Annotated in this window: 14 protein-coding genes; 7 read left to right on the top strand and 7 right to left on the bottom strand. The window is 32.6% G+C overall.

Annotation, left to right across the window (positions count from 1 at the left end; translation table 11 throughout):
• The 4 genes from ACZ267_RS11955 to groES form a co-directional block, all read right to left on the bottom strand.
• Positions 1-3,180, bottom strand: a 3,180-nt coding sequence (locus ACZ267_RS11955) for a SasC/FmtB family protein (RefSeq protein WP_463680325.1), incomplete at its 3' end; no start/stop codon positions are given.
• Positions 3,149-4,213 carry a SasC/FmtB family protein gene (locus ACZ267_RS11950; protein ID WP_079449166.1) on the bottom strand — a complete coding sequence of 355 codons (1,065 nt, stop codon included), beginning with the start codon at positions 4,211-4,213 and terminating at the stop codon, positions 3,149-3,151. The genes ACZ267_RS11950 and ACZ267_RS11955, both read right to left, overlap by 32 nt.
• A gap of 328 nt (positions 4,214-4,541) precedes the next feature.
• Positions 4,542-6,164, bottom strand: a complete 1,623-nt coding sequence (groL, locus tag ACZ267_RS11945) for a chaperonin GroEL (protein WP_002466275.1) — start codon at positions 6,162-6,164, stop codon at positions 4,542-4,544.
• Positions 6,165-6,217: 53 nt separating this feature from the next.
• Entirely contained in the window at positions 6,218-6,505 is a 288-nt protein-coding gene (gene groES, locus ACZ267_RS11940) for a co-chaperone GroES (RefSeq protein ID WP_002451577.1), read from the bottom strand.
• 174 nt (positions 6,506-6,679) lie between these two features.
• On the opposite strand from groES, the gene mroQ reads away from it, so the two are divergent.
• Positions 6,680-7,423 carry an intramembrane glutamic endopeptidase MroQ gene (gene mroQ / locus ACZ267_RS11935; protein WP_002466265.1) on the top strand — a complete coding sequence of 248 codons (744 nt, stop codon included), beginning with the start codon at positions 6,680-6,682 and terminating at the stop codon, positions 7,421-7,423.
• Between the two features lie 60 nt (positions 7,424-7,483).
• Here the strand turns inward: mroQ and ACZ267_RS11930 are convergent, their stop codons facing one another.
• Positions 7,484-9,124, bottom strand: a complete 1,641-nt coding sequence (locus ACZ267_RS11930; protein ID WP_463680324.1) for an SdrH family protein — start codon at positions 9,122-9,124, stop codon at positions 7,484-7,486.
• Positions 9,125-9,321: 197 nt separating this feature from the next.
• On the opposite strand from ACZ267_RS11930, the gene ACZ267_RS11925 reads away from it, so the two are divergent.
• Entirely contained in the window at positions 9,322-9,948 is a 627-nt protein-coding gene (locus tag ACZ267_RS11925) for a nitroreductase family protein (RefSeq protein ID WP_002466261.1), read from the top strand.
• A gap of 116 nt (positions 9,949-10,064) precedes the next feature.
• The gene (locus ACZ267_RS11920) at positions 10,065-10,850 is read left to right on the top strand and encodes a carbon-nitrogen family hydrolase (RefSeq protein WP_002466274.1); all 786 of its coding nucleotides are present in this window, start codon (positions 10,065-10,067) and stop codon (positions 10,848-10,850) included.
• 413 nt (positions 10,851-11,263) lie between these two features.
• Here ACZ267_RS11920 and ACZ267_RS11915 read toward each other — a convergent pair whose 3' ends face one another.
• Both ACZ267_RS11915 and ACZ267_RS11910 read right to left on the bottom strand, forming a co-directional pair.
• Positions 11,264-11,341 (bottom strand): delta-lysin family phenol-soluble modulin, encoded by a 78-nt coding sequence (locus ACZ267_RS11915; protein WP_015364841.1) that lies wholly within the window; start codon positions 11,339-11,341, stop codon positions 11,264-11,266.
• A 66-nt stretch (positions 11,342-11,407) separates the two neighbouring features.
• Complete coding sequence (locus ACZ267_RS11910) at positions 11,408-11,485, bottom strand: delta-lysin family phenol-soluble modulin (RefSeq protein ID WP_015364840.1); 78 nt, start codon at positions 11,483-11,485, stop codon at positions 11,408-11,410.
• A 316-nt stretch (positions 11,486-11,801) separates the two neighbouring features.
• Between ACZ267_RS11910 and ACZ267_RS11905 the strand changes: the two genes are divergently transcribed.
• From ACZ267_RS11905 to agrA, 4 genes are read left to right on the top strand one after another with little or no spacing between them, the layout of a single operon-like run.
• On the top strand, positions 11,802-12,365 hold the full coding sequence (locus tag ACZ267_RS11905; RefSeq protein WP_002466262.1) for an accessory gene regulator AgrB: 564 nt from the start codon (positions 11,802-11,804) through the stop codon (positions 12,363-12,365).
• Positions 12,366-12,369: 4 nt separating this feature from the next.
• Positions 12,370-12,510, top strand: coding sequence for a cyclic lactone autoinducer peptide AgrD (agrD, locus tag ACZ267_RS11900; RefSeq protein ID WP_002466272.1), 141 nt, complete (start codon positions 12,370-12,372; stop codon positions 12,508-12,510).
• Positions 12,511-12,539: 29 nt separating this feature from the next.
• The gene (agrC, locus tag ACZ267_RS11895; protein WP_079449168.1) at positions 12,540-13,829 is read left to right on the top strand and encodes a quorum-sensing sensor histidine kinase AgrC; all 1,290 of its coding nucleotides are present in this window, start codon (positions 12,540-12,542) and stop codon (positions 13,827-13,829) included.
• Positions 13,830-13,841: 12 nt separating this feature from the next.
• The gene (agrA, locus tag ACZ267_RS11890; protein WP_002466277.1) at positions 13,842-14,558 is read left to right on the top strand and encodes a quorum-sensing response regulator AgrA; all 717 of its coding nucleotides are present in this window, start codon (positions 13,842-13,844) and stop codon (positions 14,556-14,558) included.
• Position 14,559 lies beyond the last annotated feature (1 nt).

Raw genomic sequence — 14,559 nt, 5'->3', positions numbered from 1 at the left:
TGCACTCGCTTCATCTGGTGTTATCACTGGCGCCATCGGCGTTGCTTCTTTCACTGGCACATTTGCTCTCGCTTCTGTACTTGTGTCACTATTTCCGTGACTCTCATTAGCTGTAACTTCACTTCCATTTTGAACACCTTGATAGCTTATTGTCACTGCTCCATTCGCATTATCGATACTAATTCCTGTTGGGGTTTCATTTAATGTCCATTGGTTACCTACTTTAGTTGCGATTACTTCCTTCGCATCTCCATTCGGTGCCACATAATGGACTGTCATCTTATCCGCATCATCTTGTGGTGTGACTGTTACACTTGCACTCGCTTCATCTGGTGTTATAACTGGCGCCACCGGCGTTGTTTCTTTCACTGGCACATTTGTTTGTACTTCTGGACTTACATCACTATTGCCATGTGTTTCACTTGCGCTTATTTCACTTCCATTTTGAACGCCTTGATAATTCACTGTCACTGCTCCACTTGTATTATCGATACTGATGCCAGTCGGTGTCTCATTTAATGTCCATTGGTTACCTACTTTAGTTGCGATAACCTCTTTTGGATCGCCATTTGGTGCTACATAATGGACTGTCATCTTATCTGAATCGCCTTGTGGTATGACTGTTACACTTGCACTCGCTTCATCTGGTGTAATTGTTGGCGCCGCTGGCGTCGCTTCTTTCACCGGTACATTTGCTCTTGCTTCTGGACTTGCATCACTATTACCATGTGTTTCGCTTACGCTTACTTCGCTGCCATTTTGAACGCCTTGATAATTCACTGTCACTGCTCCACTCGTATTATCGATACTAATTCCAGTCGGTGTCTCTTTTAATGCCCATTGGTTACCTACTTTAGTTGCGATAACTTCTTTTGGATCTCCATTTGGCGCAATATAGTGCACTGTCATCTTATCCGATTCACCTTGTGGTGTGACTGTTACACTTGCACTCGCTTCATCTGATGTTATCACTGGCACCATCGGCGTTGTTTCTTTCACTGGCACATTTGCTCGCGCTTTTGTACTTATGTCACTATTACCATGCGTTTCACTCGCACTGACTTCGCTGCCATTTTGAATACCTTGATAGCTTACTGTCACTGCACCACTCGCATTATCTATACTAATTCCTGTTGGCGTCTCATTTAATAACCACTGATTACCTGTTTTTGTTGCGATAACCTCTTTTGGATCGCCATTTGGTGCTACATAATGGACTGTCATCTTATCCGAATCACCTTGTGGTGTGACCGTTACACTTGCATTTGCTTCATCTGGTGTTATCACTGGCGCCATCGGCGTCGCTTCTTTTAATGGCACGTTTGCTCTTGTTTCTGTACTCGAATCACTGTTGCCATGACTCTCATTAGCTGTGACTTCACTTCCATTTTGAACACCTTGATAGCTTACTGTCACTGCTCCACTTGTATTATCTATACTGATGCCAATCGGTGTTTCATTTAATGTCCATTGGTTCCCTACTTTGCTTGCGAGAATCTCTTTTGGATCGCCATTTGGTGCTACATAATGGACTGTCATCTTATCCGAATCACCTTGTGGTATGACCGTTACACTTGCATTTGCTTCATCTGGTGTAATTGTTGGCGCCGCTGGCGTCGCTTCTTTCACCGGGACATTTGCTCGTGACTCTGGACTTGTATCACTATTTCCGTATTTTTCTGTAGAAATAACCTCGCTACCATTTTGAATACCTTGATAGCTTACTGTTACTGCTCCACTTGTATTATCTATACTGATGCCAGTCGGTGTCTCATTTAATGTCCACTGATCGCCTGTTTTTGTTGCGATTACTTCTTTTGGATCGCCATTTGGTGCTATATAATGGACTGTCATCTTATCCGAATCACCTTGTGGTGTTACCGTTACACTCGCGTTCGCTTCATCTGGTGTTATCACTGGCGCCAATGGTGTATCTTGTTTTAAAGGAACATTTTTTCTTACTTCATCACTTGGATCACTATTCCCGCTTGTATCATATGCGGAAACTTCACTACCGTTTTGTACACCTTGATAATTGACTGTCACTGAACCGTTTCTATTATCAATACTAAAACCTGTTGGGGTGTCATTCAATCTCCATTGATTTCCTGCTTTAGTAGCAATAACTTCTTTCGCATCTCCATTCGGACCAATGTATTGCACTGTCATTTTATCAGTATCTCCTTGTGGAGTAACCGTTAAACTTGCATTTTCTTCATTAGTAGTCATTACTGGTATAGAAGGCGTAAGCCGTTTAAGTTTGATTTTTTCATGTTCAATTTCAGTAGTAATTTGATTGATAAAATCTTGGTTTTTTCTATCAGCCATTGGCACATTATTGTTTGCTTCATCTAAAATAGCTTTTGCTTCATCAAGTTTTAATTTTAAATTATTAACTGAAACTGTTGTATAATCGGCTTCATTAATTGTATCCAAATATTGTTTCGTATCATTATATTTGTTTCTTAAGTCTTCTTTATACATTAATATCGCAACTTGTTGTTGTTCTACTTCATCTATACCTGATTTTTGTCTATCATCTCCTCGAAATGAAGCATCTGTTCTATAAGTTACATTTCCATCTAAATCTACAATACTTGGTTTCACAGCTGGAAAATCAACTGTATACGATATCGTTTTAGTAGTTCCAGCTGATACTTTTCCTGCATTAAGAGTTAATATACTCGTTGCCTCATTATAGTTTGTACTTGCGTTTGTTGCAGAAACAAATTTTGTTCCTTGAGGTAACGTTACTCGATAAATAGTTTCATTTGAGCTTGTATGGCCTTTATTTTCAAGGATTACTGTAATCGTGCCACGTGCATAATTTGAAGTTGATGAATCACTCGTAAAATCGTATTTGACTTCAGTTACTCTAGATACAACATAAGCACCACTATTAACATTAACCCTACTAACAGCACCACCATACATGTAATTTGGATTATCTCCAAAACCATACGCACTACTAGTTTGGTTAGAAGTTAATGTGTATGAATTTGAAATTGGAATAAAAGATAGTCTTACTCTATCAACATCACTCGGTATATTAATCATGAGATTAAGTTTTCCAGTTGGGTATTTACCCATACCATTTATTTGTTTATCAAATAATACTCGATTACCGTCTGGTGTAGTAATTTTGGCTTTAACACCAGGCCAAGCATTTATTGTTGCCAAAGCTGATGATATGAAATTCTACGACTAATTCTGAATTAGGTGCAACATCAATATCTTGATAAATACCAGCTACTCTAGGATCAGGTACACGTCTTTCAAATCCATCTGTAGTTCTTGCTAGTACGACACCATAAGGAGCAGAACTATCACTCATAAATGTTGGGTAGTTTCTAACTCTAGTAGTCATTACAATTGGAAATTCTTTATCTGGATCTGTAGATAAACTCGTCCATCCTATAACATCTTTAACAACCGTTAAGCTTGTATTTTGATTGGGCAAATTCCCTCCAGATACTTGATCAAAGTGTCCGTTAATGACACCTGTATTAGTTTCATTGTATTTTAAAGGGTCATTACTGTTTTGATTAGGTACAGCCCTAAAACTTGTACCTCTTGGTTGTCGAACTACTTGAGAATGTTGATTATTGCTTGATGGCTCTGAATTGGTTGCAGGTACACCTTTATTGGCATTTTGCTTTTTAATAGTAAGAACTTGATCGTTATTCTTTTTTCTTTTTAATTTAGATGCACTGTTAATAAAATTTCTGTAATAGCCATCTATTTCTGCTTGAGTAGATTGCTTTTGTAAAAATTGTTCAGCATTAGAAATATCATGATTAAATTCTTTTATTGATTCATCTGTTTTATCATCTAAATTTATTTTTTTATACTGTTGAATTAATTGTTTTAATTGTTCATTATTTCCACTTATTGATTGTTCAGAAGTCACCTGTTTATCATCCATTATTGGCGTTGCTTCATTGTTAGTATTATTTGGTATTTCATTTATTATTTCGCTATTTTGATTAAGTTGTTTCTCATCTTGCTTATCTTTAACTACTTTACTATTTGTATAATTAAATTCTATTTCATTAGGTTGATTGATTTCTGCTGCATTTGCAATATTGGAATGTCCAAATAGTAAATACAAAGAAGCTATAGTTATACTTGTTACGCCATACCCTTTTAATTTTCTAATGGAAAAATAGTTTATTTTTTTATTTTCTTGGTTGTCTTTTCTAGGGTGTTTCAATTATGACTTCCTCCTTATTATTTGATTGTCAAAAAAGAATTATGCTCTAATTCAAGCCAACACATTGCTGATGAATTAAAACATTTATTTATAAAAATCACAATAAATAATATAACATTTAAGAAGTGGTGTCACAACTATTTTATTCTATGTGTTTTTTTGCTATTTTATTTGAAAAAGTTGTTATTATTTTTAATAACTAGCTTGAAAACGCATAATTTTTGATAAATAAAAAACTTTCTAGTGGAAGTTATCACTAGAAAGTTTTTATTATCATTATGTCTAATTTATGAAGGTTTTATCAATCGATCTATGCGATGGCGTGAACTTACATCATACCAGGCATGCCGCCACCCATTCCAGCTTGATCTGATTGATCTTTTTCTGGAATTGTTGCTACTACAGCTTCAGTTGTCAAGAACATTGCTGCTACACTTGCTGCATGTTGTAATGCTGAACGTGTTACTTTGGTAGGGTCTACAATACCTTCTTCTAGCATATTAACCCATTCATTTGTTGCTGCATTGAATCCAATGCCTGCATCTGCATTTTTAAGACGTTCTACAATAATGGAACCTTCTAAGCCCGCATTTTCTGCAATTTGTCTAACCGGTGCTTGCAATGCTTTTAAGACAATATTAACGCCTGTTTCAACATCGCCAGTTGCATCAATTTCGCTTACTTTTTTATAAATATTTACTAACGCTGTTCCACCACCAGCAACGATACCTTCTTCAACAGCTGCTCTAGTTGAGTTTAAAGCATCTTCAATGCGTAATTTGCGTTCTTTTAATTCAGTTTCACTAGCAGCACCTACTTTGATGACTGCCACACCACCGGCTAATTTAGCAAGACGTTCTTGTAATTTTTCTCTATCGAAGTCAGAATCAGTTTCTTCAATTTGTGCTTTGATTTGGCTAACTCTTGCATCGATATTATTTTCATCACCGTCTCCATCAACGACAGTCGTATTATCTTTAGTTACTTCAACTTTATTAGCGCTACCTAACATATCAATTGAAGCATCTTTTAATTCTAATCCTAAATCATCTGTAATGACTTGTGAACCTGTTAAAATTGCTAAGTCTTCTAACATTGCTTTACGACGATCACCAAATCCTGGTGCTTTAACTGCTACTGCTGTAAAGGTACCTCTCATACGGTTTAATACAATATTAGTTAATGCATCGCCTTCTACTTCATCTGCTACAATTAAAATTGGACGATTAGATTGAACCACTTGTTCTAATAAAGGTAAAATATCTTGGAAAGAAGAAATTTTCTTATCAGTAACTAAAATATATGGGCGTTCTAACTCCGCAATCATTTTATCTGAGTCAGTGACCATATATGGTGACTGGTAACCTCTATCAAATTGCATACCTTCTACAACTTCCAATTCAGTATTAAAGCCACTAGATTCTTCTATAGTAATAACACCATCATTACCCACTTTTTCCATAGCTTCTGAAATATATTTACCAATTTCTTCATCTGCTGCAGAAATGGCACCTACTTGAGCAATTTCATTTTTATTTTCTACTTTTTGAGAAATTTCATGTAAAGCTTCAACTGCTACTTGAACTGCTTTATCAATACCTTGTCTTAAACCTACAGGGTTTGCACCACTAGTTACGTTTTTTAGACCTTCTTGAATCATTGCTTGTGCTAATACTGTTGCAGTTGTAGTACCATCACCAGCAATTTCATTTGTTTTGTTAGCTACTTCTTGAACTAATTTGGCACCCATATTTTCATACGGATCTTCTAATTCAATTTCTTTCGCAATTGTAACACCATCATTTGTAATTAATGGTGCTGTATATTCTTTATCTAATACAACATTGCGTCCTTTTGGTCCAATTGTCACTTTCACAGCATTTGCCAATTTATCTACACCACGTAACATTGCTTGACGTGCGTCTTCTGAGAATTTTAAATCTTTAGCCATTATGTCTAACCTCCAGTATTGTCAATCTTCTTACTTTTTATAATACGTTTATTTTATGCTTCAATAATTGCTAAAATGTCGTCTTCATTTAATACGATGTATGTTTCATCGCCACGTTTAACTTCTGTTCCTGCATATTGTTGGAATACAATTGTATCCCCTTCTTTTACTTCAGGAGCAACTCTAGAACCATCGTCTAATAAGCGACCTTTTCCAACTGCTTTAACGATGCCTTCATTTGATTTTTCTTTAGCACTATCTGTTAATACGATACCACTTTTAGTTGTTTGTTCTTGTTCTTTTCTTTCAATAATCACACGATTTCCTAATGGTTTAAGCATGATTGTTCCTCCTTGTTGAGTACGAATTTTAGCACTTAAACTTTTAGAGTGCTAAACTACTTTTATAATAATCAAATTTGGTCAACATTTCAAGCAGGACGTCTTTGAATTTATTTTGTACATAATGATTTTTTACGATAAAATAAACTATAAACAGAAAATCGGAGGTCCAATATGAAAAGATTTTGGGTGTCATTATTAACAGTATTAATTTATGCCTTAGCTCAATTTTTACCAGGCATGTTATTACGAAGTGGATTAATCCATCCAGAAAAAGGTATGGAAACAACTCAATTTATGATATATACACAAGTATCATTATTTATTATTGCTGCTATATTAATCATATTAATTAACTTATATATTAAAAATCCCACTCGATTGGAAGCAGGTCATAAAGAACCTAAACGATACATCATCAGTTGGGCATTACTTGGATTTTGTATCGTCATGGTATATCAAGTTGTTGTGAGTTTAATTTATACACTTGTTTTAGGACAACAACAACAAAGTCCTAATACTGAGCGATTAATGGCTATTGCTAAACAAATGCCAGTCTTTATTATATTAATTTCAGTTGTTGGTCCAATTTTAGAAGAATATGTATTTAGAAAAGTACTTTTTGGTGAATTATATAACGCTATCAAAGGTAATCGTATCGTTGCCTTTCTAATAGCTTCCATTGTGAGCTCACTTCTTTTTGCATTAGCACATAATGATATTAAATTCTTACCTATGTATTTCGGTATGGGAATGTTATTCTCATTAGCTTATACATATACAAATAGAATCGCTATACCAATCGGCATTCACATGTTACAAAACGGTACTGTTGTTATTATGCAAGTCTTCGGTGGTGACGCGCTTAAAAAAGTACAAGAACAAGCCAACTTTATCATCCATCTTATATTTAATTAAATATAAATTAATAGAGCCAGTCACTCACAAAGTGATTGGCTCTATTTTATTAATATCATTTTATTGAGCACCTTCATCATGCTTACGACGTTTTAGAAGAAATGCAATGATTACACCAATGAAGATTGCAACCATACTTCTACCTAACGTCATTAGTAATCGATTCGTTTTCTGCTCTTTTTGATAACTTTCTTTCTGTTGATTTGACGTACTTATTTTATCATCACTATGATTTTTGAAAGCACTTTTATCACTTGATTCTTTATCTTCAGGTTTCTTCAAATCAGGCATAGATCCTATATCACCTGTAATTAAAGCTAAAACTTGATCATCTAAGTTTTTATAATATTTCTTTGAATCTAATGGATTAAAATATTGAAATCTAAAATAATTCGATGACTGTTGTAATGAATTTAAATATTGATTTCCACTAAAAGTTTCTTTTCTAAAAATATTGTAAATGTCCTTATCTGAAACAGCACCATTAGAGTTATCAAGTCGATGAATTTGATTAATCACAAATGGATTATATTTGTATGAACCTTCGGCTAAAGAGTTAAATCTTCTTATTAAAGATTGTTGATTTGATGTATGCTCAAAGCCTTTTTGATTGTTGAAAATCGTATCCGGTCTTTGCCACATAAAACGATTGCTATCATAATTAGGTGTATTAGATTGTGACTGATAATGTGAATTTGATTTTCTCACAGGACCTAAAACTTGATTTTGAGAATCGTATCGAGGCATTAATTGAACTGAATTATGATTAGAATTCTGATATTGATCATTTTTAATATTTTGGTTATTTGTATTTTGCCAATGATTGGGTCTTTGATAATTTGGTTGCCCTTGATGCGTAGAACCTGGTCCATTAGTTTGATGCGTTGAATTATCTACACCAGGATATTGTGAGTTTCCATCTTGTGATGACTGGTGACCATGATTTGTAGGCGGTTGATGATTGCCTGGTTTAGATGGTTGATGATTATTTTGGCCTGAACCCGGTTGCCTGTTCGAATTGCCATCATTTTGGTTAGACCCTGGTTTATCTGTATTGTTAGACCCTGGTTTATCTGTATTGTTAGAGCCGTTAGGTTTGTCTTGTCCATTTTGATTTGAATTATTACCATCAGTTGTTCCATTATCATTATTATCTTTATCATCTGGCTTTGAACCCGGTTTATCTTGGTTTGAATTAGAATCTTGATTGCCATCTGCCCCATTATTCTTGTCATCATTAGGTTTATCTTGACCATTATCGGTCTGATCCTGACCATCTTGATTTCCAGGGTTGTCGTTGTTATCAGCAGAGCCACCGTTTGAATCAGAGTTATCATTTGAATTAGAACCATCATCTTGTCCTGAATTTTGATTATCATCTTTACTACCGTCTGAAGTATTATTATTTGGATTATTTTGATCTTGGTTAGATGGATTTGAATCATCTTGATTAGAATCAGAAGGTTGAGATGTATCCTTTTTATCATCAGTTGATGGTTCATTATTGTTACTATCATTTGTTGTATTATCAGTATTATTCTGATTATTGTTATTCTGATTTGAATCACTTGTTTGAGTTGTATCTGATTGAGGTGGCTTATTTGAATTATCAGCAGCAAAAACTGACGGATTTAGAAATGATGTGCTTAATATTAATGCAAATCCAGGTAACATTAATTTATGTTTTAACTTTTTCTGCATCAAAAGTCACCTCCTATTATTATTTCTTTACTAAACTAAGTATATATAAAGTAATCAAAGAATGCATTGATATATGTTTATTGATAAAAAATATTAATATTTTTGAAATTTTCCAGTAATTATTAGTTTACTTTATCGAGTATAATATTTATACTTATGATATAAATAGTTATTAACTATAACAAAGGAGATTGATTATGGGTTTATTTAATAAAAAGAACAATGACGTTTCATTTAATGACGCTATGGAGCAAAGACGCACAATATACAATTTAGAAAGTACTATTTCAATTGACGATTCAGAGTTAGAAGAGTTAATTGCACATGCAGTTAAACATGTACCTTCAGCATTCAATTCTCAATCTACTCGTATCGTTTTATTATTAAATGATAAAAATGAAAAATTCTGGGAAAACACAAAAGCTATTTTAAAAGAAACAATGGGTCCAGACCGTGATTTTGAACCTACACGTCAAAAAATTGATAACTTCAAACATTCATACGGAACGATTCTTTACTATGAAGATCAAGATGTTATTACAGGATTACAAGAAAAAATGCCAAACTTCTATGACAATTTTGAAATTTGGTCTAATCAAACAAATGCTATGCATCAATATGCTATATGGACTGCATTAGCAACTAAGGGCATCGGTGCTTCATTACAACATTATAATCCAATCGTTGACGAAGCAACTGCAAATGAATTTGGCATTCCTAAAACATGGAAATTAGTAGCTCAAATGCCATTTGGTAATGTACGTGAGCAAGCTGGCGAAAAAGATATTAAACCAGTTGAACCTCGTTTCCTTATTAAAAAATAATTGAATCATTAAAACTCTGAGTGGGTGTAATTTTCGTACAGAAATTACCCCACTTTTTTGCTATCTATAATTAATTTTAGTATCTTATAATTAATCATTTAAGAGGAGTGATATATATGAAAGTTCAACTATTTCAAATATATATCGAATATGGACAATCTGAGAAAAATATGGCAAAAATTGAACAATGGTTTGAAGATAAATTAGAAAGCGACACAGATGTTGTAGTTATCCCTGAAATGTGGAACAACGGCTATGCGTTAGAGAAATTAAATGATTTAGCAGATGAAAACCTAAGAAATAGTTTGCCATTTATTAAGAATCTAGCTCAAAGGTATCAAGTTGATATTGTTGCCGGCTCTGTATCAAATAAAATTGATCGAAATATTTATAATACAGCCTTTACAGTATCATCAAGTGGTAAATGTATTAATCATTATAATAAAATTCATTTAGTTCCAATGTTAAGAGAACCTGATTTTATGTCACCCGGTGTGAATGTTCCTGAACCTTTTGCATTATCTGATGGGACTTTGGCGACTCAAATTATTTGCTATGACCTTAGATTTCCAGAATTACTGCGATACCCTGCTCGTAGTGGCGCAAAAGTAGCATTTTATGTTGCACAATGGCCAACAGTAAGATTAAATCATTGGCTCGCTTTACTAAAAGCACGCGCAATTGAAAATGACATGTTTATTATAGGTACAAATAGTTGTGGTAACGACGGACAAACAGATTATGCTGGGCACTCTATTGTTATCAATCCTAATGGTGAAGTCATTGGAAGTTTAGAAAGTGAAGAAGATGTTCTAAGTGTAAATATAGATATTAACGAAGTAACAAAACAACGACAATCAATTCCAGTATTTGATAATCTTAAACTTGATTTATATAAGTAATAAAAGAATCATTCCCACTCGATGAGACTCATTGAGTGGGTTTTGTCACATATAAGAATAAGCCGTGAGCTTGGGAGGGGCTCACGGCTTTTGATAACTTATTATTAAGGGAATGTTTTTACAGTTATTTTTTCAATCTATTTTTTTGGGGATGTTATTAATTATGAAAAAATTTTAGTGAATTTATCTCTTTTTATAATGATAAATTGAATGTTGTTTTACGATAGCTTACATGTTAGAAAAATACCTAATTAAAGGTAGCTAAGAATAATACGTAACACTGAGTCCAAGGAAAACTACAGTCATATTAGTAAATGTTTGGTCACCTACTAATGTTGCAAGTTATTAAGTTGGGATGGCTTAATAACTCACCTTTTATACGAAGAAAACAAAGTTACAATGAATTTCTACTATTATTTAGTGAATTTTTTTACTGTATCTAAAATCCATTTTACAAAATCACCAATTGTTGAAATGATATCTGCAGTCATTGAAATCACTCCTTCCATTTGAATTATTGTAAATCCTAAATACTCATCTTAACTAACTAGAAAAAATTATTTTTGGAATTTTTTCACAGTGTTAATGATTAATTTTACTAAATCACCGATTGTTGAAATGATATCTGCTGCCATTGAAATCACTCCTTCCTTCAAGTAATGGAACTAGAATTACTTAGAAAAATAATTCTAATAAGTAGATTAAGCAAATTTTCAACTCTATTTCCATCACATCTCTGTGATATGAGTCTATTAAAACATGGTTATAACCCTTTGAATTAAAAAATTCCTAACTTGCAATATTTTATACTAAACTGTAAGCCTTTTTATGATAAAATACTTTTTAGAAAGTACATTATACAGTTAAGTATTTATTTTTGACAGTTAGGCATAAAATCCAAAATAAGTTGCACAAAATTGTATAATGATACTTAAGGAGAGTAGTGAACAAGTGAAAATAATAGATACAAAAATTGATCAATTTGCCAACTACTTACAACGTAGAAATAACTTGGATCGCATACAATTTCTAAAAGTTCGTTTAGGTATGCAAGTTGTAGTAAGTAATATAGCGAAATTTATAGTAACTTATGGGTTAGCGATAATATTCCATATTTTCTGGTATACGTTAACTATGCATTTAGCATATATGATTTTGAGGTTTTATGCGCATGGTGCACATGCTAAATCATCATTACTGTGTCATATTCAAAACATCATTATTTTTCTATTGATGCCATGGCTTATCGTATATTTTTCAATAAGTAAATTTGAGATGCTTTTCTTTGCTTTAATCGGTTACTTTATAGTAATTGCCTTTGCACCTGCTGCAACGAAGAAGCAACCTATACCTAAACGCTTAGTGAAAAAGAAACGAATACTCTCCATTGTAGTTTACATGTTATTAGTATTAATATCGTTTATAATTAAAGAGCCATATTCACAATTAATTTTATTTGGAATTATTGTTGAATCAATTACATTATTACCTATCTTTTTCCCTAAGGAGGATTAACATTATGGAATTTTTAGTCAATTTATTTTTTAAATTTTTCACTTCAATCATGGAATTTGTTGGTTTTGTAGCTGGTTATAGTCCTTGTACTAACTTCTTTGATGAGCCAGAAGTACCTAGCGAATTAACTAAGATATACGAATAACATCATTTAATTTAGAAAGCGTGTATTAAATGGAATTAATCAATAATATACCGTTTGCTATTTTGCAATTAATTTTATACTTTTGGGTTACAAAATTAATATCGTTTATCAAATATACAAGAAGAGATTATTTTATCATCATAGGGATTATAATCTCTTCTCTTGTATTATACGAATTATTTGGTACGAAATCTTTACTATTTGTAGTAATATCTAGCCTAATTTTCTTATATAGGAAAATTAAATTTTATTCTATTTTGGCTGTTTTAATTACTTCATTGATAATGTATTTGAGCAACTTCACTACTTTAGTATTGTACGTAACAGTTTTAGATAAAATCACTGATACATATATACTACTTACAATATACATGCTAGTATTTTTTATAGTTTCTTTGATAACTTCTCTAGTTCTGAGATTTTTATTACAAAAACTAAAAACATCATACCTTTCAATGAATAAAACATATAATATTATCATCGCCTTAGTATTAGTAATATCGTTTGTATTTTTTTACTCTTATTCTTTAGTTAATACTTCTGCATTCGAAAGCTTAAGAAGTTATGGAATTATTTTTGTTGGTTTAATTATCTTTTTAAGCATCATTATTTTCATTCTTTCAATGTTCACTTTACGTGAAATACGTTATAAACGTAATCTTCAAGAGATTGAAACGTATTATGAATATACTTTGAAAATTGAATCTATTAATAATGAAATGCGTAAGTTTCGACATGACTATGTCAATATTCTTTCTACGATGTCCGAATTTATTAGTGAAGACGATATGCCAGGCTTACGTCAGTATTTCAATGAACAAATTGTACCGATGAAAGATAACTTAGAAACACGTTCACTTAAACTTAACGGTATTGAGAAGCTTAAGGTCCGTGAAATCAAAGGTCTTATTACGACGAAGATTCTTCAAGCTCAAGAGAAAGAAATCGCGATTAGTATTGAAGTGCCCGATGTGATTGAACGCATTGATATGAATACGATAGAATTAAGCCGTATTATTGGTATTACATTGGATAATGCGATTGAAGCATCAGAATCATTAGAAGATGCCCTTATTCGTATCGCCTTTTTCAAAGAAGATGAATCAGTAACGCTTATTATCATGAATAAATGTAAAGATAGCATTCCTCGTGTGCATGAACTATTTGAAGAAGGTTTTTCTACAAAAGGTGATAATCGAGGTTTAGGTTTATCTACACTTAAAGAAATCACTGATAATAATGATAATGTATTATTAGATACAGTCATTGAAAATGGCTTTTTTATTCAAAAAATAGAAATAATCGATAAAGAATCATAAGGATGTGAAATCATGAAAATATTCATTTGCGAAGATGATCCAAAACAACGAGAAAATATGGCTTCAATTATTAAAAATTATATTATGATTGAGGAAAAGCCTATGGAGCTTGCTCTCGCAACTGATGATCCTTATGAAGTGCTTGAGCAATCCAAAAATATGAATGACATCGGTTGTTATTTCTTAGATATTCAACTTGAAGCTGATATAAATGGTATTAAATTAGGTAGTGAAATTCGAAAACATGATCCTGTAGGTAATATCATTTTTGTAACAAGTCATAGTGAATTAACGTATCTCACTTTCGTTTATAAAGTGGCTGCAATGGATTTTATATTCAAAGATGATCCTGCAGAACTGAAAACACGTATTATCGATTGTTTAGAAACAGCTCACACAAGACTTAAATTATTATCTAAAGAAAGTAATGTAGAAACAATAGAGTTAAAGCGTGGTAGTAATTCAGTTTATGTACAATATGACGATATTATGTTTTTCGAATCATCTAGTAAATCACATCGTTTAATTGCACATTTAGATAATAGACAAATCGAATTTTATGGTAACCTTAAAGAATTAAGTCAATTAGATGACCGTTTCTTTAGATGTCATAATAGCTTTGTGATTAACCGAAGAAATATTGAGTCAATTGATTCTAAAGAACGCATTGTCTATTTTAAAAATAAAGAGCATTGTTATGCATCAGTTCGTAATGTCAAAAAGATATAAT

The organism is Staphylococcus sp. AC872 (genome assembly GCF_979255425.1).
This window is presented reverse-complemented; position numbering and strand designations above follow the sequence as displayed.